Consider the following 22,571-nt stretch of genomic DNA (forward strand, 5'->3'; position numbering starts at 1 on the left):
AATGGCGAACCGCCATTGCGCTTAAATTCCTCCAAATCTTAACGCAGCGCGTTGGCCAGCAGCTTGTGAAGCTTGGAATGCAGACCCTCGTTCGCCGCCAGATATTCGCCGCGGTCGAGCGACTTGTCGCTGCCGCGGAAGTCGCTGACGAAACCACCGGCTTCTCGCACCAGCAACATGCCCGCCGCTGCGTCCCAGGGCTTCAAGCCCGATTCCCAGAAGCCGTCGTAACGGCCCGCCGCGACCCAAGCGAGGTCGAGCGCGGCCGAGCCGAAGCGGCGGATACCGGCGACCTGCGGCGCGATCGCACCGAAAATGCGGCTCCACTGGACGAAATCGCCATGACCCAGGAACGGAATGCCGGTCGCGATCAGCGCCTCGGACAGATCGCGACGCGACGACACGCGCAGGCGGCCGTCCTGCAACCAGGCGCCCCGGCCCTTTTCGGCCCAGAAGCTCTCGTCGGTCAGCGGCTGATAGATCAGGCCGGTCGTCACTTCGCGCTTGCCGTTCGCCAGCGACTCTTCGACCGCGATCGAGATGGCGAAGTGCGGGATGCCGTGCAGGAAGTTCGAGGTGCCGTCGAGCGGGTCGATGATGAAGCGCGGCTTGGACGGATCGCCCTTGATCTCGCCGCCCTCCTCCATGAGGAAGTTCCAGTCGGGGCGCGCCTTCTTCAGTTCCTCGAAGACGGTTTCCTCGGCACGCTTGTCGGCCATCGACACGAAGTCGGCAGGACCCTTGCGGCTGACCTGGAGGTGCTGGACCTCGTTGAAGTCGCGGCGCAGACGCGGGGCGGCCTTGCGCGCGGCGCGTTCCATGATGGTGAGAAGCCCGGAGTGCGAGGCCATGATCGTCCTTTCGATCGCGCCGCTGCTTGCCCAGGGCGCTCCAATTGAAAAGGCCCGCCGCGAACGACGGGCCGGGACGGCGGATGACGGGGTCGCGCTTATATCGCGCCGGTCATCCGCCGTGGGCCGTCAGTCCGCGCGGCGGACGTAGGTCTGTTCGTACACGTCGACGACGATGCGCGTGCCGCTCGCGATGTGCGGCGGCACCATCACGCGCACGCCATTGTCTAGGATGGCGGGCTTGTACGAGGACGAAGCGGTCTGTCCCTTCACCACGGCGTCGGCCTCGACGATGGTGGCTTCGATCTGATCGGGAAGCTGGACCGAGATCGGCTTTTCCTCGTGCAGTTCCATCACCACGTCCATGCCGTCCTGCAGGAAGGCCGCGGCATCGCCCAGCAGGTCGCGCGGCAGCGTGATCTGCTCATAGCTTTCCTTGTCCATGAAGGTCAGGTCGTCGCCTTCCGCGAACAGGAACTGGAAGTCCTTGGTATCCAGGCGGACGCGCTCGACCGTCTCGGCGGAGCGGAAGCGAACATTGGTCTTGCGGCCGTCGATGAGGTTCTTCATCTCGACCTGCATATACGCACCGCCCTTGCCGGGCTGGGTGTGCTGAATCTTCACGGCGCGCCAGATGCCGCCTTCATACTCGATGATGTTGCCGGGACGAATGTCCACGCCGCTGATCTTCATGGGTCTTCAACCTGCTGGAAAGAGCGAAGGATGCCGGGGCATGGAAGCGGCCCGGCGGTCCGAGGCGCCGCTTTACCTCGAAGCGGTCTTTCCGGCAAGCAGCGGATAGGGGTCGACCGGCTCGCCCTGCCACCACTTGTCCCCGGCGCGCATCCAGCTGACCGCGAAATGCAGATGCGTATTGCCCGCGCCGGCATTGCCGCTGTCGCCGACATAGCCGACGATCTGCCCTTGATCCACCCGCTGCCCCTCGGCCAGGCCCGGAGCATAGCCCTTCAGAGGCGCATAATAGAGGCCCCAGCGACCGTCGCGCGAGCGGATATAAAGGGTATGGCCGCCGCGATCGCTGTCGAACAGCTTTTCAATCGTGCCAGGCAGTGCGGCAACCACGGGGGTTCCGGCCGGGGCGATCAGGTCCAGCCCCTGATGCCTGCGCTTGCCGCCCTCGCGCGGATCACCCCAATCGTGATGGAGGGAGGCGACGGGATAATGGGCGATCGGCATGATGAGCGACGCGGCGCTTCCCGCCGCCGCCTGTTTGGCCGGGGCCGCGATATCGGGAACGACGACTTCGCCTGGGCCGAAGGACAGCATCGACAGGAAACCGCCGACCGCGGCCACGATCAGCGTCAACATCACCCAACCGAAGCGCGACAGCGGCCCCCTGCCCCCGCCACGCCTCATTGCGGCACAGCTCTCGGCGCGCTGACGATATGGGGTGCCAGTGGAGACCGCGTAACCTCTCGCGTCCGATCGGATGCCGGATGAGTGGCGACCGCGATCAGCGCCATTGCCACTCCACCGCCCATGGCGATTGCCAGTCTCTTCACGCCCGCTCCTTGGACCCGTGGATCGATGCCAGGATAAACGCGAAGGGCGGACGCTTGTTTCCGATCCGCAACGGATGCGCGAGGCGGAGCCTTAAGCCAGCAACTCGGCAAATGCCTTGACCGCCGTCGCCTCGTCGCCGTTCCATACGCCACCCGATACGGCAAGGAAGTCCGCCCCCGCCTCGACCAGCGGCGGGGCGTTGGCGGGGGTGATCCCCCCGATCGCAACGCAAGGCAACTCGAACAGCGCGGACCACCAGGACAGGATCACGGGCTCCGGCCGATGCTTGGTCTCCTTGGTCGTCGTCGGATAAAAGGCACCGAAGGCGACATAGTCCGCACCGGCCTCACCCGCTTCCATCGCGAGGTGGCGGCTGTCATGGCAGGTCACGCCGATCTGCACCGAGGGGCCAAGCACGTCGCGGGCCTCACGCGCGTCGCCATCGTCCTGGCCCAGATGCACGCCGTCCGCGCCCAGCCGCTTGGCCAGGCTGATGCTGTCATTGACGATGAAGGCCACCTCGCGGTCGGCGCAGATACGCTGGAGCGGTTCGGCCAGCTTGGCGGCGGCGTGCTGGTCCATATCCTTGACGCGGAACTGGAAGGCCGCGACCGGCCCGGCATCGAGCGCACGCGCCAGACGGTCGGCGAAACCACCCGTCACGTCGAGCGGCGAGATCAGGTAGAGCTGGCATGGCGGGCGCCGCACATCGCGGGTAAAGGCCGCGGCGAAATTGGGGTCGAGCGGGCCGAGGGGATCGTCATCAAGCGTCATGGCCCTTCCCCTAGCGCCTGACGCGGCGTCCGTCACCTGTGCGGTACGCCATAAGGAATGGGCGTCCCGGTTCCCCAACCGGAACGCCCAGCCCTAGCAAGAACTTATTCTTCGTTCTTGTAGATCGCGATCAGCTTGTCGAGCATCGCCAGCGCCTCGTCGCGCGGGCGCTGGAAGGTGTTGCGGCCGATGATCGAGCCGTTGCCGCCACCGTCACGAATGTCGCGCGCGTCCTGATAGACGGCATCCGCGCCCTTGGCCGCGCCGCCCGAGAAGACGACGATGCGGCGGCCCGCAAAGCTCGACTGGACCACATGGCGCACGCGGTCGGCCTGGTTGGACCAGTCGGTGCCCTCATAGACCTTCTTGGCCTCGGCCTGTTCGATATGGTCGCTGGGTAGCTTCACCTTGATGATGTGCGCGCCGAGCAGCGCCGCCATGTGCGCGGCATAGGCGCCGACGTCGAGCGCCAGTTCGCCGTCCTTGCTCAGCTTGCCGCCGCGCGGATAGCTCCAGATGACGGTGGCGAGGCCAGCCTCGCGCGCTTCGGCCGACAGGATCGCGATCTGGTCCATCGCATCGAAAATGCCGTCCGAGCCCGGATAGATGGTAAAGCCGATCGCCGAGCAGCCCAGCCGCACCGCGTCCTGCACGCTGCCCGTTACGGCCTGCGTGATCGAGGTGCCCCAGCTGTTCGAGCTGTTGATCTTCAGGATGGTCGGGATCTGGCCCGCGAAGGTGTCGGCCCCCGCCTCCAGCATCCCCAGCGGCGCGGCATAGGCCGACAGCCCGGCGTCGATCGCCAGCTGGAAATGGTAATGCGGGTCATAGGCCGGCGGGTTGACCGCAAAGCTGCGCGCCGGGCCATGCTCGAAGCCCTGGTCGACCGGCAGGATGATGAGCTTGCCGGTGCCGCCCAGCTTGCCCTGCATCAGGATGCGGGCGAGATTGGCCTTCACCGCGGCGGGCGTGCCTTCATATTTGTCGAGAATGGCCTTCACGGTCGGGGTCATCGGGTCTCTCCAGATCAATACGGGTCTTGAGTAAGGGTTCAGAGCATCAGCCAGCGGCGCAGCGCCTGATCGACCTGCTCCATCCGGGTGGGCGAAGCATGGCCGATGACTTTGACGATATGATTGCGTGGGATGGACAGGATCTTGTCCACCTGCACCTCGCACTCGACGGTCAAGCCGGTATGCTCACGCGGGGAAAAGGCGACGCGGAACAGCGCCTCGCCGCCGACGACCGAGGTCATCGGGCAGACGGTGATGGTGTTGTGCGTCTCGTTATATAGGTCCGACTGGACGACCAGGAACGGGCGGTGATCGCCCCCCTCGCCCGTCGTCGCCAGCACGATGGCGGCATGAGAAATCTTCAAGCGCTCTCCTCCGACGGTGGCGTCTCCTTGGCCAGTGTGTTCCAGAAGACGAAATCCTCGGGCGTGTCGCGCTTCGACGCACGGGTCGACTGGCGGCGCGCCTCCCGGCGATAGGCTTCGTCGTGCAGATCGACATAGCGGCGCACGGCTTCGCGGGCGATATCGCTTTTGCTGCGCCCCTGCGTGCGCGCGACGGCCGCCAGCCGCTCTTCCAATTCGGTATCGAGGCGGACGCCGAGCATCACCACTTCCTTCGTTTAACGCGTTTAACCTAGCAACTAGGACAAGTGGGATCAAGCGCTCTTGACCAACCGATCTGCGGCGGATCATCCTGCAATGGGGCAGCTTAGGGGGGCAGTATGCAGATGGCCTGGTTTCGTATGGCGGCGGTCGTGGCACTGGCGATCGTGCCTGCCGCGTCTTCGGCGGTTGCGAAATCCGCACCCAAGATGGGCGAAATGGCGCCTGATTTCGACCTGACGCTGATCGACGGCACGCATGTCCGGCTAGCCGATTTGCAGGGCCAGGTGGTGGTGCTGAATTTCTGGGCGACGTGGTGCGGGCCTTGCCGGGCCGAACTGCCGCTGCTCGACCAATATTATCGCATTCAGGGCAAGCATGGCTTGCAGGTGTTCGCGGTGGCGACCGAGGACTCCCTGCCTCTGTACCAGCTGAAACCGCTGTTCGCCGCGATGGCCATCCCTTCGGCGCTTCGGATCAAGGGACCTTATGCGACGCTGGGCGCGGTTCCGACCAACTATATCATCGATCGCAGCGGGCGGGTGCGTTACGCCAAGGCGGCGGCGTTCGATATCGACGATCTCAACCGGCTTCTGGTTCCGCTGTTGAAGGAAACCCCGCCGCCAGCGGCGACGGGGTCGTAGTCGTGTAGGCTTCCTCCCCTGCAAGGGGGAGGATCGGAGATTACATCGTCAGCGCGGCAACGCCGGGCAGGTCCTGCCCCTCCATCCATTCCAGGAACGCGCCGCCCGCCGTCGAGACGAAGGTGAACTGCGTCCCCACGCCCGCCTGGTTGAGCGCGGCGACGGTGTCGCCACCGCCCGCGACCGACACGAGGCTGCCATCCTGGGTCAGCGCCGCCGCCGTCTTGGCGAGCGCGACGGTCGCCTTGTCGAAGGGCGGCGTCTCGAACGCGCCGAGCGGGCCGTTCCAGACCAAGGTCCGACAGTTCTTGAGCACATCGCCCAGCGCCTCGACGGCATTGGGGCCAAGGTCGAGGATCATCTCGTCGGCGGCGACTTCGTGGACGTTGACGGTACGCGTCTCGGGGTTCGGCTTGAACTCCTTGGCCACGACCACGTCGTATGGCAGATGTACGGTGCAGCCCGCCTTGTCGGCGGCGTCGAGGATGTCCTCGGCGGTGCCGGTCAGGTCATGCTCGCACAGCGACTTGCCCACATCGACGCCGCGCGCGGCGAGGAAGGTGTTGGCCATGCCGCCGCCGATGATGAGGTGATCGACCTTGCCGACCAGATGCTTGAGCACGGCGAGCTTGGTCGACACCTTCGCGCCGCCGACCACGGCCGCGACGGGGTGCTCGGGGTTGCCGAGCGCCTTTTCCAGCGCGTCGAGTTCGGCCTCCATCGCCCGACCGGCGAACGCCGGGAGCTGGCGCGCCAGCCCTTCGGTCGAGACGTGCGCGCGGTGTGCGGCGGAAAAGGCATCGTTGACGTAGAAATCGCCCAGCCTGGCGATCTGCGCCGCCAGTTCGGGGTCGTTCTTTTCCTCACCGGCGTGGAACCGTGTGTTCTCCAGGATCGCGATATCGCCGGGGTTCAGCGTCGCCACCGCGGCTTCCGCCGCCTCGCCCGCGACGTCGTCGATGAAACGCACCGGACGGCCCAGCACATCGCTGTACGGCCGGGTCAGCATCGCCAGCGAATAGTCGGGATTGCGCTGCCCCTTGGGGCGGCCGAAATGCGCGAGGATCAGGACGATCGCGCCCCTGTCGGCCAGTTCGGTCACGGTCGCGATCGTCGCGCGCAGGCGGGTGTCGTCGGTCACGCGACCATCGGCCATCGGCACGTTCAGATCCTCGCGGACGAGCACGCGCTTGCCCTGGACATCGCCCATATCATCGAGCGTCTTAAAGGCCTTGGTCATGATTCCTCGATCCTGATTGTATCGCCGATGTGGATGGTGCCGCCCTCGATCACGCGGGCGCAGGCGCCCCCGCGCCAGTCGGGGCGAAGCGCCGCCTGCAATCCATCGGCGATCGCGTCCATGCGGTGGCACGGATCGCATTCCATGGTGATTTGAAGAAGGACGGATCCGATACGAAGCCGGACGCCCGGACTCTGGGGAAGATCGAAATCCTCGATCAGCAGGTTCGCGCGGCGTTCCTGCCAGGGAATATCGCGGTCGATCGCCGCCATCGCGGCGTCCCAGTCGCGACTCTCCATCAGCGTCACTTGGCGCCGCCCACGCCCGCCGGGCTTGATCCGGCCCCGAACATCGCCTTCAACGCCACCCGCCAAGGTGACCGATGCGGTGTCCAGCACCTCCATCGGCCCCTTGGGGACGGCCCGGCGAGCGATGCCGGCCAGACGCCCGGTCATCACCCGCCCGTCGGTCATCAGAGGAACTTCGCCATCGCGGTCGCGGTATCGACCATGCGGTTCGAGAAGCCCCACTCATTGTCGTACCACGACACGACGCGCACCAGCTTGCCGTCGATCACCGCCGTCTCCAGGCTGTCGACGGTCGAGGATTGCGGCGAGTGCATCAGGTCGATCGACACCAGCGGCTCGTCCGAGAAGACCAGCACGCCCTTGAGCGCGCCGTCTTCCGACGCCGCCTTCAGGATCGCGTTGACCTCTTCCTTGGTCGTGTCACGCGCCGGGGTGAAGGTCAGGTCGACCAGGCTGACGTCAGGCACCGGCACGCGGATGGCCGAACCGTCCAGCTTGCCCTTCAGCTCGGGCAGCACCTCGCCCACCGCGCGGGCCGCGCCGGTGGTGGTCGGGATCATCGACATGGCGGCGGCGCGGGCGCGGCGCAGGTCGGGGTGGATCTGGTCGAGGATCTTCTGGTCGTTGGTATAGGCGTGGACCGTGGTCATCAGGCCACGCTCGATCCCGATCGCATCGTTCAGCACCTTGGCGACCGGCGCCAGGCAGTTGGTGGTGCACGACGCGTTCGACACGATGGTGTGCTCGGCCGACAGCTTGTCATGGTTGACGCCGTAGACGACGGTCAGATCGACATTCTTGCCCGGGGCCGAAATCAGCACCTTCTTGGCGCCCGCCGCGATGTGCTTCTCGCACGACGCCTTGTCGGTGAAGAAGCCGGTGCACTCCAGGACCAGATCGACGCCCAGTTCCTTGTGCGGCAGGTTGGCCGGATCGCGCTCGGCGGTGACGCGGATATGCTTGCCGTCGATCACGATGTCGTTACCCTCTGCGGTCACTTCGCCCGGGTAACGGCCATGGACGCTATCGCGGCTGAACAGCCAGGCGTTGGACTTGGCGTCGGCGAGATCGTTGATCGCCACCAGTTCGAGGGAGTCACCGCCGCGCTCGAGGATCGCACGCGCGACCAGACGGCCGATGCGACCGAAACCGTTGATTGCAACCTTGACCGTCATGCCAGCAAGCTCCTGTCTTTTTCGGGCCGTGCCTTGGACGGCACCGCCCCCGGTTGGATGGATCATCGGGTGATTCCATCATTCGCGCCACGCCTTTCGGAGCCGCGCGGGTGTCTGTCAACCGCCCGAGCGCGCCGTATCGTCCAATTCCGGGTTGCCGCATGGGACCAGCCTGCTAAGCCCCTTTCATGCCCGAACCTATTGCCGACGACGTCCTTTCCTCCGTCGAACGGATCGACCATGCCATCGCCCGCATCGAACGGGCGATCCGAACCCGTGCCGCCAAGGAGGATGCGCTGGCCCGCCGTCACGCCGCGCTGAAGGCGCGCATGGCCGAGGCGGTGAGCGCGCTCGACGACGTCATCAGCCGGGGGAGCGCCGCCTGATGGCCGAGGTGACGATCCTGGTCGGCGATCGGCCCCATACCGTCTATTGCCAGGAGGGCGGCGAAGCGCGCGTCCGGATGCTGGGCCAGATGCTGGACCAGCGCTGGCCAGCGGCCCTGCGGGCCTCGGGCGGCCACAATGGCGAGCGGGCGCTGCTGTTCGTCGCGCTCATGTTGGCCGATGCGCTGGAGGAAGCCGAACGCCGCCCGCCGGCGGGCGCGGCAGTGAGCGAGGCGGCGCTGGCCCGCATCGCCGAGCGGCTGGAGGCGCTGGCCGACGCACTGGACCCGGAGGATCGCGGCCACCTTGGCTAGGATCAAGCTCTTGAGTAACGCGACGGCCTTGCCTACATGGGTCGGCGGCGGGCTCTGCCCGGTACGAGCCACGATAATCCCTGAGGCTATTCTTCATCCAAGGGGGCTGTCCCTGCCCGGACCCTGGTCCGACGTACATGGTCCCCACCTGACGTATTGGGCGTCGGTGGATATTACGGCAAACGGCCATGGCGGTCCCGCCACCCGCTTTTTTCTGACATGATCGACAAACGCGCCCTGCGCGCCCGGTTGCGAAGCGTCCGCGATGCGCATGGTCCCGGCCTCCTGCCGGTGGCGCGGCCCTTTCTCGACCGCCTTTTCCCCCATCAGGTTATCGCGGCCTATCGCCCCCTGGGCGCGGAGGCGGACCCGGCCCTATGGGTCGAGGCGGCGCTCCATGCGGGCGCGACGATCGCCCTGCCCCATGTCACCGACCGCGCCAGCCCGATCCGCTTCCTGACTTGGGCTGACGGCGAGGATCTGAGCGTCGGCGCCTTCGGCCTGGACCAGCCCGCCGCCGATGCGCCCGAATGCCGCCCCGACATCATCCTGACGCCTCTTGTGGGCTTCGACCGGCGCGGCAATCGACTGGGACAGGGGGCAGGACATTACGACCGTGCCTTTGCGGCCAACCCCGACGCCTGGCGTGTCGGCATCGCCTGGAGCGTGCAGGAGGTGGAGGACATGGTACCCGACAGCTGGGACGTGCCGCTCCACGCCATCGCCACCGAATCGGAATGGATTGTTCCATGACACCCAGCTGGCGCAAACCCGCCGGAATGCTGCTGATCGTCGCGATCATCATCGCTTGGGCGGCGCTGGTCGCCAGCCTGTCGGGCGTGGTCGGCCAGTGGCACTGGGTGTTGCAGCTGGTCTTCTATGTCGTCGCGGGGATCGTGTGGATCACGCCGATGAAGCCGCTTCTGCGCTGGATGGAGGGCGGACGAAGCTAGAGGCGTTGTCGCGTAGCCTTCGCCTGCGCTCAGGCCGAACGGCGGCGGGATGTTCGGAGCTGGATGTTCCGGAAGCAATCGGCGCATATGCCAAGGCTGGTTCGCGCCAAACCGAAGCGCGGCCTAATGAAACATATCGGTGCTGAAAACAGGAGCGCCATCCCGAAGGATGGCGCGAGTGACGGGGCTCGAACCCGCGACCTCCGGCGTGACAGGCCGGCGCTCTAACCAACTGAGCTACACCCGCTTAGAAAGCCATGATATGCCAATCTGCATCGGCATCGGCCCTTTCGGGGATTTCGATATTTTCAGCCATTCCCAAGGGAAATGGCGCGAGTGACGGGGCTCGAACCCGCGACCTCCGGCGTGACAGGCCGGCGCTCTAACCAACTGAGCTACACCCGCTGAAAGCGTCGAGGCGCGCCAACTAGGCGAGCCTCCCGACCCTGTCAACGCCTCATTTTCAACTTTCTTGCGGAACGTCCACCGGGTCGGTTTCGCGGTCGAGATGGGTGAGCGTTCCATGCTCGAACAGGAAGCCTGCAATGTCGGGTTTTCCTGCGGCTTTGAGGATGGTCTGGAGGATGATCAGCAGCGGCACCGCCAGTAGCGCGCCGACCGTCCCCCATACCCATCCCCAGAAGCTCAGCGAGATCAGGATGAGGACCGGACTGATGGTCAGACGATGCCCGACGATTAACGGGGTGATGAGGTTCGCCTCGATCAGGTGCATTCCATACATGATCGCGGGGGGCGCCAGCGCGAGCCAGATGTCGCTGAATGTCATGAGGCCGCCCACCGCCAGGAGCAGCGCGCCGATCACCGGCCCGAAATAGGGGATGTAGTTGAGCAGCGCGACGATGCCGCCCCACATCAGCGGATAGGGCATCCCGAACAGCGACAGCGCCCCCGCCACCGCGCCGCCCAGCGCCAGGTTGATGATCGTGATAGTGCCCAGATAGGCCGAGACGTCGTCCACCACCTCCTGGATGACCCGCGCGGTCGCCATCGCACCGTCGAAGCTCGTCCGCCCGCGGATCGTCTCCTTGCGCATCCGGGTCCAGCCCGACAAGACGAAGAACACGACGAGGACGCCAAACAGGAACTGGACGATCAGCCCCGGCGCCGAGGTCGCCGCCAGTTCCAGGATCGAGCTGGGGGGCGAGACGGCGGCAGTCTGCGGTTGGCGGATCGGGGTGGAGGCGATCTGTCGCAATGCCTTGTTCGCGTAGCGCTCCAGGCTGGAATAGAGATCGAGCAGCGGCGCCAGATTGTCCTGGATGCGCCCGATCCGGCTGGGCAGCAGACGGAAAAAGTCGGTCGCGGGCACGATGATCGCAGCCAGCGCGACGTTTGCGACGACCAGAAACAGAATCACGCAGATCAGCGCGGCCAGCGCCGAAGGCACGCGTCGCCGCTCCAGCCATTCGAGGATGGGGACCAATGCGATGGCGATGACCAAAGCGGTGGTGAGCGGCAGGAAGAATTCGGCCCCCTCGCGCAGGGCGAAGGGCAAGGCCAGGATGAACCCCGCGCCCGCGGTCAGGGTCAGCCCGGCGAGCAGCCGGTCCCGGCGCATCGCGATCCGCACCGCATCGCGCGGCCCCATGCCCACCGGCGTCCCCAGGATCGAATCGCCCGCCGGATAGGCCTTGTCGACCAGGTCGTCTTGCACGTCACTCATGACGGTCACGTTAGCGGCTTTCCCGATGCAGGAAAGCCGCTAACGCCGCCATTTCATGACGTTTATGTCATGTGAGTGAGTTCTGCCGCCTTACCAGGCGCGGGGAATGCCGCCGGTGCGCTCGGCCACCGCATTTTCGATCGACTGGAGCTGGGTGCGGCTGAGCACCCCCGCCTCCATCAGGTGACGCATCAATTCCTCGGTCAACGCTGCCAGGAAATGTAGTTCGGCGCGCTCCGAGACGCCATCTTCATTCAAACCGTCCATCACCTGCTCCCAGCCAGATCGTCGCCGCCTGTGTAGCGGGCGCCCCAACGGCGTAAAAGCATCTTTTGGTTGGAGCCGCATCCTCAAGGGGCGACCGAGTCATTGACGTTTACGTCAACGTGCAGCATCATCCGGTTATGGATTCCGACACCCGCCCCCGTTTTTCTTCCGACCAGCTTGCCCAGGGCCTGGTCGCGCTGTTGAACGTCGAGGAGATCGACACCGACCTCTATCGCGGTGCCCGGCGTCCCGGCGGCGAGGGCCGGGTCTTCGGTGGACAGGTCATTGCCCAGGCGCTCCAGGCCGCGCAGCGATCGACCGACGCGCCAAAGACGGCGCATTCGCTCCACGCCTATTTCATGCGCCCCGGCGACGAGCGTTTCCCGATCACCTATCGGGTCGAGCGCGATTTTGAGGGGCGCAGCTTCGCCACCCGCCGGGTGATCGCGATGCAGAAGGGCAAGCCGATCCTCAACATGGCCTGCTCGTTCCAGACGCCCGAAGATGGGATGCACCATCAGGATGCGATGCCCGACGTTCCCGCGCCGGATTCGCTGCCATCGGAACGCGAGCTGCTAGACTCGCTGGGGACGCAGGTCCCGGCGCCGATCCGCGCCTTTCTGGAACATCCCCGACCGATCGAGCTGCGGACGGTCGACCCGCGCCAGTTGCTCGCCCCCGAACCGCGCGAGCCGGTCCAGGCGATCTGGTTCCGGCTGGTCGCGCCGATCGGCGACGATCCCGCACTCCACCGGGCGATCCTGGCCTATGCCAGCGATTTCGCGCTGCTCGGCACGTCCACGCTGCCGCATGGGATCAACTGGCTGATCCACGATATGCAAACCGCCAGCCTCGACCATGCACTGTGGCTGCACGAACCGTTTCGCGCCGACGAGTGGCTACTCTACACGACCGACAGCCCCTGGGCTGGCCATGCGCGCGGGTTCAATCGAGGCCGCATTTTCTCCCGCGATGGTCGGCTGGTCGCCAGCGTCGCTCAGGAGGGGCTGATCCGGCTTCGCAAGTCTGTCGCCGGGGATTGACCGCCCCGCATATGACCTGATCGGGCATACCGCCTTTTGGATAACCTCGGAAATATCGTCGGTTCCCCCGGACAAAACGACGAATTGACGGTGACGGGCAAGGCTTTCGCCTCTAAACAAAAGCGATCGCCCGCGCGGCGGCCGATGATGTCGGAGGAAGGAAAGCATGGCGGCGACGTCCGTCGGTGAGGGGCGGAATACCGACCGCTATCTGCAAAAGCGCGACGCCATCCTGGCAGCGGCGGCGCAGGTCATCAACGAGCAATCCGCCAAGGGCATGACCTTCGCCGATGTCGCGCGGCGCGTCGGCCTGAACACGACCAGCGTCACCTATTACTTCCGCCGCAAGGAGGAACTGGCGGCGGCGGCGTTCGAGCATACGCTGGAGCGGCTCCTCGACATGCTGTCCGAAGCCGCCGAGGAGCCGACGCCGCAGGCCCGCGTCGCGCGCTATCTGTCGATCAACATGGCGCGGCTCGCCCGGATCGAGCGTGGCGAGGAAACGCCCTTCGCCGTCCTGTCCGACCTGCGCGCGATGGAGGAGCCGATCCGCGGCCGGTTGATGGCTGGATGGCAGAAAGTGTTCCGCGCCACCCGGAGCCTCTGGGGTCCCGCGCCCAGCCGTGCCCATACCGATCTCCATGGCGCACGCGCCCATGTCCTGCTCGAGAACACCTTCTGGCTACCGATGTGGCTGGTCCGCTACGAGCCCGACCAATATGCCCGCGTCGAGGAACGGCTGCTCGACGTGCTGACCCATGGCGTAGCCGCCCCCGGGTCGGCCTGGTCCCCCACCATGCTGGACCTGGATGCGCAGGGAGCGCGCGGGGGCGAGCCGGGACGCGAGGCATTCCTGCTGGCGGCGACGCGGCTGATCAACCAGTTGGGCTATCGCGGCGCCAGCGTGCAGCGGATCGCATCCGAGCTGAACGTGACCAAGGGCAGCTTCTACCACCATCTTGACGCCAAGGACGATCTGGTCACGGCCTGCTATCGCCGAAGCTTTGATACGATCACGGCCGCACAGCAACTGGCCGATGCAGCCGGGGGCAGCCATTGGCACCGGCTGTCGAGCGCGATTGCCACCTTGCTCGACATCCAGTTCGCCGAGCGTGGCCCCCTGCTGCGCACCACCGCGCTCGCCAGCCTGCCAGGCGATGTCCGCGCCGCCATGGTCGAACGGTCCAACCGGATCGCGCGGCGCTATGCGGGCACGATCATGGACGGGGTCAGCGAAGGGTCGATGCGCCCGGTCGATGCGCTGATCGCCGCCCAGGCGCTGATGGCGATCCAGAACGCCGCGTTCGACATGCGCAAATGGGCCGGGACGATGGAGCGCCCGCATGCCATCGCGCTCTACGCCTCAACCATCCTGTACGGCATGTTCGACGACCGGCTCCTGCGCTAAGCACACAATTTGCGACAAATGCGGAGGCGGCTCGACATGAACGGGCGACAGCCGGGGTCCAGAAAGGTGATCGTTCGGCGGGGACTCAACCCCGCCGCAAAGAGGACGCCCACGCCATGCGAAAGACCTTGATCGGCCTATCCCCCGCCCTGCTTCTGGGCGCCACCATGCTGACCGTGACCGCCGCCCACGCGCAGGCTCAGGCCCAGGCCGGTGCGCCGTCCCCGACCGGCGGAATGCGCGGCAGTATGATGGGCGTGCAGCCCGATGCGAGCGGCAACATCACCCGCGCTGCCGCGCTTGCTGCGGCCGATCAGCGCTTTGCCGCGATGGATGCCAATCACGACGGCACCGTCACGCCCGACGAGATGCGTGCCTATCGCGAGCAGCGGCGTGCCGAACAGGCCGCCCGCCGCGGCGTCGGCAACCAACCCGGTCGCAGCCCGCGCCAGCCGATCACCGCCGACGCCTTCCGTGCCCGCGCGGCCGCGATGTTCGACCGGCTCGATACCAATCATGACGGGAAGATCGACGCAACCGAACGCGCGGCGCTGCGCTGGGGCGGTCGCCATCGCGGCGGCATGAACCCCTCCAGCCCGAACCAGACGCCGTCGTCGTCCGACGCCGACTGACCGAGCCGCGAGCCGAGGGGACGGGTCATTCTATGGAATCCCGTCCCTTTTGCTGCCTGCGACCGCTATGCTAGACCCCGATCCCATGTCCGAAACGCCGCATTTGCTGCTCGTCGATGATGAGCGTTCGATCCGCGAGCCGCTGGCCGTCTATCTGACCAAACAGGGGTTTCGCGTGACTCAGGCGGGTGACGCCGCCTCGGCGCGCACGCGGCTGGCCGCCTATGCGATCGACCTCGTCATCCTGGACATCATGATGCCCGGCGAGGACGGCCTTTCCTTGTGCCGCCATATCGCCGCGACCAGCGAGGTGCCGGTCATCCTGCTCACCGCGCGTGCCGAGGAAACCGATCGGATCGTAGGTCTGGAGATGGGGGCGGACGATTATGTCGTGAAGCCCTTTTCCCCCCGCGAGCTGGCCACCCGCGTCAAGGTGGTGCTGCGCCGGACACAGGCAGGCGGCGCGCGCCATCATGCACCGGACAGCGGCTCCTATGCCTTTGCCGGTTGGGTGCTGAAGTCGGGTGAACGCTCGCTGGTCGACCGCGAAGGGGTTTCCGTGATGCTTTCGACCGGCGAATATAACCTGCTCCTCGCGCTCGTCAGCCGCCCGCGCCAGGTGCTGACCCGCGACCAGTTGCTTGACCTGACCCAGGGGCGCGAGGCCGCCGCCTTCGACCGGGCGATCGACAACCAGGTCAGCCGCCTGCGCCGCAAGATCGAGGCGGACCCAAAGTCGCCCGAAATCATCAAGACGGTTTGGGGCGGCGGCTATACGCTCGCCGCTGAAGTCACCCGCCTGTGAAGCTGCGCTTCTGGCCGCGTCGGCTGGCCGCGCAGATGGCGCTGCTGCTCGCCATCGCGCTGTTCGTGGCGCAGGCGATCAGCTTCACCCTATTGCTTGGTGAACGGCGGTCGCTGATCCTCGAACAGGTGACGGGGCCTGCCGTGGCACGGCTCAACGACGCGATCGAGCGAAGCGCGATGGGGCGCGGCCCGGGCGCCGATCGCGGCCGGGTACGCCGCGTGCCGGGCAACCCGGTCGAGGCGGGCCTGCCGCGCGTCGCCGCCGTGGAATCGACCGTGCGCGAAGGGATGAAGGAACTGGGCCATCCGGTCCGGCAGGTCGTGACCGGCGTGCGTCCGTTCAACACGTCCGATTTCGACTGGCCGCGCCGTCGCTTCGACCGCAACCGCCATCCGGTCGACGAAATTCTGATCGCGGTCGAGACACCCAAGCTGGGATGGTTCGTCACGCGTGCCGGGTGGCCGCGCGAGGGCCTGTTTCTGGTGTGGCGTTTGTTCTTTCAAACGCTGATCCTCTACGGCGTCATCCTTCTGCCGGTGCTATGGATCGGGCGGCGTATCTCGCGGCCTTTACGCGACCTGACCCGTGCCGCCGAACGCTTTGACCCGCGCGTACCGGGTGAGCCCATCCCCGAACAGGGGCCGCTCGACGTGTCCGGCCTGATTGCGGCGTTCAACGCGCTACGCCTGCGCATCGGGGCGATGCTGGAGGAAAAGGACCGGATGCTCGGTGCGATCGGGCACGACCTGCGCACGCCACTCGCCGCGCTCAGGGTGCGGATCGAGTCGGTGGAGGACGAGCAGGACCGGCTGCGCATGGCCGATACCATCGCCGAGATGAACAAGACGCTGGAGGATATCCTCTCGCTCGCCCGCATGGGGCGGCCCAGCGAGGCGGAAACCGATGTCGACTTGAACGCGCTGGTGGATGCGGTGGTCGCCGACTTCCACGATCTGGGGCAGGATGTCAGCTTCGAGGAAACCGGGCGGCTGCGCCTGAAGCTGCGCCCCTCGCTGATGCGGCGCGCGGTGCGCAACCTGATCGAGAATGCGGTAAAATATGGCCATGCCGCTGATGTCCGCATCGATGCGAGGCCCGGGCATGTCGCGATCATCGTCGCCGACCAAGGCCCCGGCATCGCCGAGGACCAGTTGGAGACGGTGTTCGATCCCTTTACCCGGTTGGAGACGTCCCGCAACCGTGACACGGGCGGGGTCGGGCTGGGCTTGGCGCTCGCCCGCTCGATCGTCCGCGAGGCGGGCGGCGACATCCGCCTCACCAACCGGCCCGAAGGCGGATTGGCCGCAACAATCACATTGCCGCGATAATCCTCCTCGATACCGGGGCAGGCCGAAGATCTGACGGAGGGGCTTGCGCAGCGGACGTCCTCGGTGGCGATCCCCCTCCGCGTACGGAAGAGGATCAGGCGCAGTTCTCGACCCGCAGCATCGCGAGCGCGGCCAGCCCCATCACGCCGGCGGCGATGGCCATCGTCCACACCACATCCTGCGGGAAGAAATGGCTGACCACCGCGCCCATGACCGACGACACGATCAGCTGTGGCAGCACGATAAATATATTGAACAACCCCATGTAAATACCCAGCTTTTCCGCTGGCAGCGCCGCCGACAGGATCGCATAGGGCATGGTCAGGATCGACGCCCAGGCGATACCGACCAAGACCATCGATCCCATCAGCCACCAGGCGTCGCGGATCACCAGCAAGGACGCGAAGCCCGCCGCCCCGCACACCAATCCCAGAACATGCGTGTTGCGCCGCCCGATCGCCCTTGCCAGTGGTGGCAGCGCAAAGGCCCAGAGCGTGGCGACCCCACTATAGACCGCGAACAACACGCCGACCCAGTTCGCGCCCTCGTTGAACGCGCTGCTGGTCGCGTTGCGGGCATGGAAGACCCGCTCGGTAACGATCGGCGTGGTGTAGATCCACATGATGAACAGCGCCGACCAGGTGAAGAACTGGACTAGCGCCAGCCGCTTCATCGTCGCGGGCATCGCCGCCAGATCGGCAAGGATTTGGCTGAGTGCGTTATTCCCGCGGCCGCCCCGCACCAGCAATGCGCTGACGATCCGCGCAAGGCCAAAGGCGATCAGCCCACCGCCCAGCAGATAGACCGGCTTGTCGAGCCCCAGCCTTCCCACCAGCGCCACGACCAGCGCGCCGCCCGCAATCCATAGCGGGGCAAGCCCGATACGGTCGTTGGATACCGTATCGCGACGTCCCGCCTGCCCGCCGTCGCTCTCGGCAAAGGCGGCGAGTTGCTCCGGTGAATATTCGCGGGTGGTCAGGACCGTCCACAGAACTGCGACGAACAGCGCCGCCGCCCCGATGTAAAAGCCATAGCGGACCGACGGCGGCACCTCGCCCGGACTCGCGACATTGGCGACGTGAAAGACGTCGGTCAGCAGCATGGGGGCGAGCGACCCCAGAACCGCCCCGGCCCCGATAAATCCGGTCTGAAATGCGTAACCCGCCGTGCGCTGGCGCCCGGGCAGCATGTCGCCGACAAAGGCACGGAACGGCTCCATCGAGATGTTGAGCGAGGCGTCGAGCAGCCATAGCAGCAGCGCCGCCGCCAGCAGCCCGCCCGCATTGGGCATCCCCACCAGCGCCAGCGTCGCCAGCACGGCTCCGGCCAGGAAATAGGGCCGCCGCCGCCCGAACCGCCCCCAGGTCCGGTCGCTATAGTGTCCGATTAAGGGCTGGACGAGCAGCCCGGTCAGCGGTGCCGCGATCCACAGGAAGGCAAGGTCCTTCTCGGCCGTTCCCAGCGACTGGAAGATGCGGCTGACATTGGCATTTTGCAGGGCAAAGCCGATCTGGATGCCGAAAAAGCCGAACGAGGTGTTCCACAACCCCCAAAAGCCTTGACGCGGCTTGTCCATGATCTCTCCCAAACCTTTGTTATGTTATGATTATGGTCTTATGCTGGACCCGCGCACGACCAATGTCGCGGGGAGCAGGCGGGGCGGTGGCGGCTTGCCCATGATATCGGCCAGCAGCGCGCGGACCAGCAGCCGTCCGGCCGCCGCCGCATCCTGAACTACGGTGCTGAGAGGCGGATGCGCGAAGCTGGCCGCCGGGATATCGTCGAACCCGACCAGCGACACGTCGGCGGGCACATGCAACCCCGCTTCGGCAAGTACCCGCATCGCCGCAAGCGCGATTAGGTCGCTGGCCGCCATGATGCCGTCGAACGCGACCCTGCGTGCCAGCAATTCGCGCGCGGCACGCTCGCCCTCCTCCTCGCTGGAGATCGCGCCGACCTGAAGCGTCGGGTCGCAGGGCAAACCTGCTTCCAACAGCGCATCGCAATAGCCGCGATAACGGTCGTGAAATTCAGGATAATGGTCGGTGGCGTCGCCCAGGAACGCGATCCGCTGGCGTCCCTGCGCCACCAGATGCCGCGTCGCCGCCAGCGCGCCCGCATGATTGTCGCAACCGATCGTCAGCCCCGGCTGGCCCGGTGCGACCGAGCCCCAGCGCACGAAATGCGTGCCGCGCGCGACCAGTTTTTCCAACTGCTCGCGATAATCGGCATAGTCTCCATAGCCCAGCAGGATCAGACCGTCGGCGCGGTGGCTGTCCTCATAATCGGCCTGCCAATTGCTCGTCGGGTTCTGGAACGAGACCAGCAGATCATAACCGACCTCCGCACAGCTCTCCATGATCGAGCCCAACATGCCGAGAAAGAATGGATTGATGAGCGTCCGCCCCGGCGAGGGATCGCGGAACAGCAGCAGCGCCAGCGTCCGCGTCTGTCCGCTACGCAGATTGGAGGCGGCCCGGTCGACCGTATAGTTCAGGGTCTTGGCGATCGCTTCGATGCGCGCGCGTGTGGCCGCGCTGACCGAGGGGCTTCCGCGCAGCGCACGGCTGACGGTCGGCTGCGATACGCCCGCCATTTGCGCGATGTCGAACGACGTGGGCTTTCGCGGACCGGTCAAACCTGTGCTTCCTCCTCTCCGCTTCGCTTACCGGCTTTTATGACGCGGGTTAAGCGGAAGCGCTGTCGTAATAATGCAACAGGCCGATCCGGCCGCATTGAATACGTATGCGGCATTATTCCTTTTCGTCGCGCGCCATTTCACATGAGGGGCAACAACCATACCCGTCCTTTGAACGAAGACGGGGTTTCTCGGAGGGGATTTCATGACGGTTCGCCCAGTGGCGCCGGCCGATGCCGCGCGTTCATTCCTGAAGCTCGGGGTCAGCACGCTGGCCATGGTCATCGCCGCGCCGGTCATGGCGCAGACCACCACCATCGTGCCCGCGCCCACCAGCCCCGATACCACAGCGCAGCAGGCGCAGGCCGAGTCCGAGCCCGGTGATATCGTCGTCACCGGCTTCCGCGCCGCGCTGGAAAACGCCGTCGCCGAGAAGAAGAACCGCGATCTGGTCGTCGAGTCCGTCTCGGCCGAGGATATCGGCAAGCTGCCCGATGCTTCGATCGCCGAGTCGATCGCCCGCTTGCCCGGCGTCACGTCGCAGCGGGTGAACGGCCGGTCCAACGCCATATCGATCCGCGGCTTCGCGCCCGACTTCTCGACCACGCTACTCAACGGGCGTGAACAGACCTCGACCGGCGACAACCGCGCGGTCGAATATGACCAGTATCCGGCCGAGGTCGTTAACCAGGTCCTGATCTACAAGACCGCCAATGCCGGATTGATCGGCCAGGGCCTGTCGGGCACGGTCGACCTGAAGACGATCCGCCCGCTCGACTATGGCAAGCGCGTCGTCTCGATCGGTGCGCGCGGCACCTATGCCGATATCGGCAAGCTGAATGCGGGCTCGAAGGACTTCGGCTATCGCGCCAGCGCCACCTATGTCGACCAGTTTGCGGACGACACGATCGGCGTCGCGCTGTCGGCCAGCTACCTGAACGAACCGTACCAGATTCAGGAAGGCAATGCCTGGGGCTACGCCCAGACGACGGTCGGCGGCCAGCCGGTCGACGTCATCGGCGGCTCCAAATCCTATGTCACCTCGACCACGCTGAAGCGGCTGGGCCTGTCGGGCACGGTGCAGTGGCGGATGAGCGACACCTTCACCAGCACGCTCGACGGCTTCTATTCCGACTTTAACGACGACCAGATCAAGCGCGGTATCGAGCTGCCGCTGCAATGGGGATCGGGCACGTCGCTGACCAACGCCGTCGTCAACAACGGCCTCGTCACTTCGGGCACGTTCAATCGCGTCGAAGGCGTGGTCCGCAACGACTCGTTCCAGCGCAAGGCCAAGCTCTATTCGTTCGGCTATAACGGCAAGTACAAGGGCGATGACGGCTGGAGCGCATTCATCGATCTCAGCTATTCGCGCACCGATCGGGACGAAATCACGCTGGAGACCTATAGCGGCACCGGATATGGCCAGGGCAATGGCGCGACCGATACCATCGGCTTCACCACGGGACGCACCGGCACGGTCTTCAAGCCGACGCTCAACTATTCCGATCCCAACCTTATCCAGCTGACCGATCCGCTGGGCTGGGGTGGCTCGACCCGACAGGCCGGCTATTTCAACGACCGCAAGATCACCGACGAGATCAAGCAGTACCGGGTCGAGATCGAGCGCGAGGTCGAGACGCCGATCGTCAGCGCGCTTCGCTTTGGCCTGAACTATACCGATCACGCCAAGTCGCTGGCGCCCAACGAGTCCTTCGTGACCTTGCCGAACGGGGCGACCATCGCGCCGCTGCCGCAGCAATATCGCCAGGCACCGACCGACCTGACCTATCTGGGCCTTGGCCCGATGCTCAGCTATGATCCGCGCGCGCTGCTCGCGGGTGGCGTGATCGTGCTGACGCCCAACACCAGCCCCGATGTGCCCGCCAAGGCCTATACCACCACCGAGCATCTGATGACCGCCTATCTTCAGGCGGATCTGAAGGCGCAGCTGGGCGCGGCGGAACTGACCGGCAATATCGGCGTGCAAGCGGTCGGCACCGAACAAAAGTCGCGCGGGCTGATATATAACGGCACCGGCTATACCAACATCGTCCAAGGCGATGATTATTGGGACATCCTGCCCAGCGCCAATCTGTCGCTGCGTCTGCCGAGCGACTGGGTATTCCGGGTGGCGGCAGCGCGCCAGATGATGCGGCCGCGCTTCGACGACATGCGCGTCGCGCTGTCCTATGGCTTCGATGCGGCGCAGGGCATCATTTCGGGCAATGGTGGCAATCCCTATCTCCGCCCGATCCGCTCCAACTCCTACGACGTGACAGTGGAGAAATATTTCGGCACGCGCGGCTATCTGGCGGCGCAGGGCTTTTACAAGGATCTCAAGAGCTTCGTTTACAATCTTGAGCAGAACTACGACTATACCGGCCTGCCCCTGCCCGCGGCAATTCCTGCCGGCGTCCCGCTTCAGGGGCGCATCACCCGGCCGATCAACGGCACCGGCGGCAAGATTTATGGCGTCGAGCTGGCCGGAACGCTGCCACTCGGTCAGGTCGTCGGTTTCCTTGACGGCTTCGGTCTGACGGGCGGCGGGTCCTATACCAAGACCGAGATCACGCCGACGCCCGGTGGCGATCCGGAGGATATTCCGGGCTATTCGCGCTGGGTGGCGAACGGCACCGCCTTTTTCGAAAAATGGGGCCTGAATGTCCGTGGGTCGGTACGCTACCGCTCGACCTTTGTCGGTGAGTTGTCAGGCTTCGGCGCCAACCGCGTCCGCCGCCGCGCGATCGATGAGACCATCATCGACGGGCAGATCGGCTATGACTTCCAGGATGGCGCGCTGAAGGGCCTGTCGCTGTTCGTCCAGGGCCAGAACCTGACCGACACGCCGTTCGTCACCACCAATGCCGGTCGCCGCGACGAGGTGATCGACTATCAGAGCTATGGCCGCCGCTTCCTGGCCGGGTTCACCTATCGCTTCTGATGCCCCTACCCCCGCGCCGGTCGAGCGATCGG

General features: G+C 65.7%; 25 protein-coding genes and 2 tRNA genes. 11 read left to right on the plus strand and 16 right to left on the minus strand.

The window, feature by feature from the left end; genetic code table 11:
* Window positions 1-38: 38 nt before the first annotated feature.
* From GGR45_RS09525 to GGR45_RS09560, 7 genes are all read right to left on the minus strand, one after another.
* Entirely contained in the window at window positions 39-851 is an 813-nt protein-coding gene (locus GGR45_RS09525; protein ID WP_175311411.1) for an inositol monophosphatase family protein, read from the minus strand.
* Between the two features lie 129 nt (window positions 852-980).
* Entirely contained in the window at window positions 981-1,544 is a 564-nt protein-coding gene (gene efp, locus GGR45_RS09530) for an elongation factor P (RefSeq protein WP_007403968.1), read from the minus strand.
* Window positions 1,545-1,616: 72 nt separating this feature from the next.
* Window positions 1,617-2,228, minus strand: a complete 612-nt coding sequence (locus GGR45_RS09535; RefSeq protein WP_175311412.1) for a M23 family metallopeptidase — start codon at window positions 2,226-2,228, stop codon at window positions 1,617-1,619.
* A 237-nt stretch (window positions 2,229-2,465) separates the two neighbouring features.
* Window positions 2,466-3,149, minus strand: a complete 684-nt coding sequence (gene thiE, locus GGR45_RS09545) for a thiamine phosphate synthase (protein WP_175311413.1) — start codon at window positions 3,147-3,149, stop codon at window positions 2,466-2,468.
* Window positions 3,150-3,253: 104 nt separating this feature from the next.
* Window positions 3,254-4,162: a class I fructose-bisphosphate aldolase gene (locus tag GGR45_RS09550; RefSeq protein WP_175311414.1), complete on the minus strand. Its 909-nt coding sequence runs from the start codon at window positions 4,160-4,162 to the stop codon at window positions 3,254-3,256.
* A 38-nt stretch (window positions 4,163-4,200) separates the two neighbouring features.
* Window positions 4,201-4,527 (minus strand): type II toxin-antitoxin system PemK/MazF family toxin, encoded by a 327-nt coding sequence (locus GGR45_RS09555; RefSeq protein WP_175311415.1) that lies wholly within the window; start codon window positions 4,525-4,527, stop codon window positions 4,201-4,203.
* Window positions 4,524-4,769, minus strand: a complete 246-nt coding sequence (locus GGR45_RS09560) for a ribbon-helix-helix protein, CopG family (RefSeq protein ID WP_175311416.1) — start codon at window positions 4,767-4,769, stop codon at window positions 4,524-4,526. Before GGR45_RS09560 ends, GGR45_RS09555 begins: the two co-directional genes overlap by 4 nt.
* 123 nt (window positions 4,770-4,892) lie before the next feature.
* Here GGR45_RS09560 and GGR45_RS09565 point away from each other — a divergent pair, with 123 nt between their 5' ends.
* Complete coding sequence (locus GGR45_RS09565; RefSeq protein WP_175311417.1) at window positions 4,893-5,411, plus strand: TlpA family protein disulfide reductase; 519 nt, start codon at window positions 4,893-4,895, stop codon at window positions 5,409-5,411.
* 40 nt (window positions 5,412-5,451) lie between these two features.
* Here the strand turns inward: GGR45_RS09565 and GGR45_RS09570 are convergent, their stop codons facing one another.
* From GGR45_RS09570 to gap, 3 genes are read right to left on the minus strand one after another with little or no spacing between them, the layout of a single operon-like run.
* Window positions 5,452-6,651, minus strand: coding sequence for a phosphoglycerate kinase (locus GGR45_RS09570; RefSeq protein ID WP_175311418.1), 1,200 nt, complete (start codon window positions 6,649-6,651; stop codon window positions 5,452-5,454).
* The gene (locus GGR45_RS09575; RefSeq protein ID WP_221235829.1) at window positions 6,648-7,124 is read right to left on the minus strand and encodes an MOSC domain-containing protein; all 477 of its coding nucleotides are present in this window, start codon (window positions 7,122-7,124) and stop codon (window positions 6,648-6,650) included. The genes GGR45_RS09570 and GGR45_RS09575 overlap by 4 nt, the downstream gene beginning before the upstream one ends.
* Window positions 7,124-8,134 carry a type I glyceraldehyde-3-phosphate dehydrogenase gene (gene gap, locus GGR45_RS09580; protein WP_175311419.1) on the minus strand — a complete coding sequence of 337 codons (1,011 nt, stop codon included), beginning with the start codon at window positions 8,132-8,134 and terminating at the stop codon, window positions 7,124-7,126. Before gap ends, GGR45_RS09575 begins: the two co-directional genes overlap by 1 nt.
* A 188-nt stretch (window positions 8,135-8,322) precedes the next feature.
* Between gap and GGR45_RS09585 the strand changes: the two genes are divergently transcribed.
* From GGR45_RS09585 to GGR45_RS09600, 4 genes are all read left to right on the plus strand, one after another.
* Window positions 8,323-8,520, plus strand: a complete 198-nt coding sequence (locus GGR45_RS09585) for a hypothetical protein (protein WP_175311420.1) — start codon at window positions 8,323-8,325, stop codon at window positions 8,518-8,520.
* Window positions 8,520-8,834 carry a cell division protein ZapA gene (locus tag GGR45_RS09590; RefSeq protein WP_175311421.1) on the plus strand — a complete coding sequence of 105 codons (315 nt, stop codon included), beginning with the start codon at window positions 8,520-8,522 and terminating at the stop codon, window positions 8,832-8,834. The genes GGR45_RS09585 and GGR45_RS09590 overlap by 1 nt, the downstream gene beginning before the upstream one ends.
* Window positions 8,835-9,053: 219 nt before the next feature.
* Window positions 9,054-9,587, plus strand: a complete 534-nt coding sequence (locus tag GGR45_RS09595; RefSeq protein WP_175311422.1) for a 5-formyltetrahydrofolate cyclo-ligase — start codon at window positions 9,054-9,056, stop codon at window positions 9,585-9,587.
* On the plus strand, window positions 9,584-9,787 hold the full coding sequence (locus GGR45_RS09600) for a DUF2842 domain-containing protein (RefSeq protein ID WP_175311423.1): 204 nt from the start codon (window positions 9,584-9,586) through the stop codon (window positions 9,785-9,787). The genes GGR45_RS09595 and GGR45_RS09600 overlap by 4 nt, the downstream gene beginning before the upstream one ends.
* 170 nt (window positions 9,788-9,957) lie before the next feature.
* Here GGR45_RS09600 and GGR45_RS09605 read toward each other — a convergent pair.
* From GGR45_RS09605 to GGR45_RS09620, 4 genes are all read right to left on the minus strand, one after another.
* Window positions 9,958-10,034, minus strand: a tRNA-Asp gene (locus GGR45_RS09605).
* An 81-nt stretch (window positions 10,035-10,115) separates the two neighbouring features.
* Window positions 10,116-10,192, minus strand: a tRNA-Asp gene (locus tag GGR45_RS09610).
* A 58-nt stretch (window positions 10,193-10,250) separates the two neighbouring features.
* Window positions 10,251-11,396 (minus strand): AI-2E family transporter, encoded by a 1,146-nt coding sequence (locus GGR45_RS09615; protein ID WP_246358146.1) that lies wholly within the window; start codon window positions 11,394-11,396, stop codon window positions 10,251-10,253.
* 165 nt (window positions 11,397-11,561) lie between these two features.
* A complete protein-coding gene (locus GGR45_RS09620; RefSeq protein WP_175311425.1) occupies window positions 11,562-11,738 on the minus strand; it encodes a hypothetical protein in 177 nt (58 codons plus the stop codon).
* A 137-nt stretch (window positions 11,739-11,875) separates the two neighbouring features.
* Between GGR45_RS09620 and GGR45_RS09625 the strand changes: the two genes are divergently transcribed.
* The 5 genes from GGR45_RS09625 to GGR45_RS09645 all read left to right on the plus strand — a co-directional run bounded on the left by GGR45_RS09625 (window position 11,876) and on the right by GGR45_RS09645 (window position 16,957).
* Window positions 11,876-12,781: an acyl-CoA thioesterase gene (locus GGR45_RS09625; protein ID WP_175311426.1), complete on the plus strand. Its 906-nt coding sequence runs from the start codon at window positions 11,876-11,878 to the stop codon at window positions 12,779-12,781.
* Window positions 12,782-12,947: 166 nt separating this feature from the next.
* Window positions 12,948-14,189 carry a TetR/AcrR family transcriptional regulator gene (locus GGR45_RS09630; RefSeq protein WP_175311427.1) on the plus strand — a complete coding sequence of 414 codons (1,242 nt, stop codon included), beginning with the start codon at window positions 12,948-12,950 and terminating at the stop codon, window positions 14,187-14,189.
* Between the two features lie 116 nt (window positions 14,190-14,305).
* The gene (locus tag GGR45_RS09635; RefSeq protein ID WP_246358134.1) at window positions 14,306-14,821 is read left to right on the plus strand and encodes an EF-hand domain-containing protein; all 516 of its coding nucleotides are present in this window, start codon (window positions 14,306-14,308) and stop codon (window positions 14,819-14,821) included.
* 85 nt (window positions 14,822-14,906) lie between these two features.
* Entirely contained in the window at window positions 14,907-15,626 is a 720-nt protein-coding gene (locus GGR45_RS09640; RefSeq protein WP_042483248.1) for a response regulator, read from the plus strand.
* A gap of 35 nt (window positions 15,627-15,661) precedes the next feature.
* Window positions 15,662-16,957, plus strand: coding sequence for a sensor histidine kinase (locus GGR45_RS09645; protein WP_175311499.1), 1,296 nt, complete (start codon window positions 15,662-15,664; stop codon window positions 16,955-16,957).
* Between the two features lie 94 nt (window positions 16,958-17,051).
* Here the strand turns inward: GGR45_RS09645 and GGR45_RS09650 are convergent, their stop codons facing one another.
* Window positions 17,052-18,533 carry an MFS transporter gene (locus GGR45_RS09650; protein WP_175311428.1) on the minus strand — a complete coding sequence of 494 codons (1,482 nt, stop codon included), beginning with the start codon at window positions 18,531-18,533 and terminating at the stop codon, window positions 17,052-17,054.
* Between the two features lie 30 nt (window positions 18,534-18,563).
* Window positions 18,564-19,595, minus strand: coding sequence for a LacI family DNA-binding transcriptional regulator (locus GGR45_RS09655; protein WP_175311429.1), 1,032 nt, complete (start codon window positions 19,593-19,595; stop codon window positions 18,564-18,566).
* Window positions 19,596-19,800: 205 nt separating this feature from the next.
* Here GGR45_RS09655 and GGR45_RS09660 point away from each other — a divergent pair, with 205 nt between their 5' ends.
* Window positions 19,801-22,539 carry a TonB-dependent receptor gene (locus GGR45_RS09660; protein ID WP_175311430.1) on the plus strand — a complete coding sequence of 913 codons (2,739 nt, stop codon included), beginning with the start codon at window positions 19,801-19,803 and terminating at the stop codon, window positions 22,537-22,539.
* The last annotated feature ends 32 nt before the right edge of the window (window positions 22,540-22,571 follow it).

The organism is Sphingomonas zeae (genome assembly GCF_014197135.1).
GTDB classification, from domain to species: domain Bacteria; phylum Pseudomonadota; class Alphaproteobacteria; order Sphingomonadales; family Sphingomonadaceae; genus Sphingomonas; species Sphingomonas zeae.

Bases quoted from the DNA above. Each gene is read 5' to 3' on its own strand.
- GGR45_RS09570 (WP_175311418.1), bottom strand. From the start codon at position 6,651: ATGACCAAGGCCTTTAAGACGCTCGATGATATGGGCGATGTCCAGGGC.
- GGR45_RS09565 (WP_175311417.1), top strand. From the start codon at position 4,893: ATGGCCTGGTTTCGTATGGCGGCGGTCGTGGCACTGGCGATCGTGCCT.
- GGR45_RS09575 (WP_221235829.1), bottom strand. From the start codon at position 7,124: ATGACCGACGGGCGGGTGATGACCGGGCGTCTGGCCGGCATCGCTCGC.
- GGR45_RS09600 (WP_175311423.1), top strand. From the start codon at position 9,584: ATGACACCCAGCTGGCGCAAACCCGCCGGAATGCTGCTGATCGTCGCG.
- gap (WP_175311419.1), bottom strand. From the start codon at position 8,134: ATGACGGTCAAGGTTGCAATCAACGGTTTCGGTCGCATCGGCCGTCTG.
- GGR45_RS09650 (WP_175311428.1), bottom strand. From the start codon at position 18,533: ATGGACAAGCCGCGTCAAGGCTTTTGGGGGTTGTGGAACACCTCGTTC.
- GGR45_RS09620 (WP_175311425.1), bottom strand. From the start codon at position 11,738: ATGGACGGTTTGAATGAAGATGGCGTCTCGGAGCGCGCCGAACTACAT.
- GGR45_RS09560 (WP_175311416.1), bottom strand. From the start codon at position 4,769: ATGCTCGGCGTCCGCCTCGATACCGAATTGGAAGAGCGGCTGGCGGCC.
- GGR45_RS09625 (WP_175311426.1), top strand. From the start codon at position 11,876: ATGGATTCCGACACCCGCCCCCGTTTTTCTTCCGACCAGCTTGCCCAG.
- GGR45_RS09630 (WP_175311427.1), top strand. From the start codon at position 12,948: ATGGCGGCGACGTCCGTCGGTGAGGGGCGGAATACCGACCGCTATCTG.
- thiE (WP_175311413.1), bottom strand. From the start codon at position 3,149: ATGACGCTTGATGACGATCCCCTCGGCCCGCTCGACCCCAATTTCGCC.
- GGR45_RS09645 (WP_175311499.1), top strand. From the start codon at position 15,662: ATGGCGCTGCTGCTCGCCATCGCGCTGTTCGTGGCGCAGGCGATCAGC.
- GGR45_RS09525 (WP_175311411.1), bottom strand. From the start codon at position 851: ATGGCCTCGCACTCCGGGCTTCTCACCATCATGGAACGCGCCGCGCGC.
- GGR45_RS09615 (WP_246358146.1), bottom strand. From the start codon at position 11,396: ATGGGGCCGCGCGATGCGGTGCGGATCGCGATGCGCCGGGACCGGCTG.
- efp (WP_007403968.1), bottom strand. From the start codon at position 1,544: ATGAAGATCAGCGGCGTGGACATTCGTCCCGGCAACATCATCGAGTAT.
- GGR45_RS09550 (WP_175311414.1), bottom strand. From the start codon at position 4,162: ATGACCCCGACCGTGAAGGCCATTCTCGACAAATATGAAGGCACGCCC.
- GGR45_RS09595 (WP_175311422.1), top strand. From the start codon at position 9,054: ATGATCGACAAACGCGCCCTGCGCGCCCGGTTGCGAAGCGTCCGCGAT.
- GGR45_RS09535 (WP_175311412.1), bottom strand. From the start codon at position 2,228: ATGAGGCGTGGCGGGGGCAGGGGGCCGCTGTCGCGCTTCGGTTGGGTG.
- GGR45_RS09640 (WP_042483248.1), top strand. From the start codon at position 14,907: ATGTCCGAAACGCCGCATTTGCTGCTCGTCGATGATGAGCGTTCGATC.
- GGR45_RS09635 (WP_246358134.1), top strand. From the start codon at position 14,306: ATGCGAAAGACCTTGATCGGCCTATCCCCCGCCCTGCTTCTGGGCGCC.
- GGR45_RS09585 (WP_175311420.1), top strand. From the start codon at position 8,323: ATGCCCGAACCTATTGCCGACGACGTCCTTTCCTCCGTCGAACGGATC.
- GGR45_RS09660 (WP_175311430.1), top strand. From the start codon at position 19,801: ATGACGGTTCGCCCAGTGGCGCCGGCCGATGCCGCGCGTTCATTCCTG.
- GGR45_RS09590 (WP_175311421.1), top strand. From the start codon at position 8,520: ATGGCCGAGGTGACGATCCTGGTCGGCGATCGGCCCCATACCGTCTAT.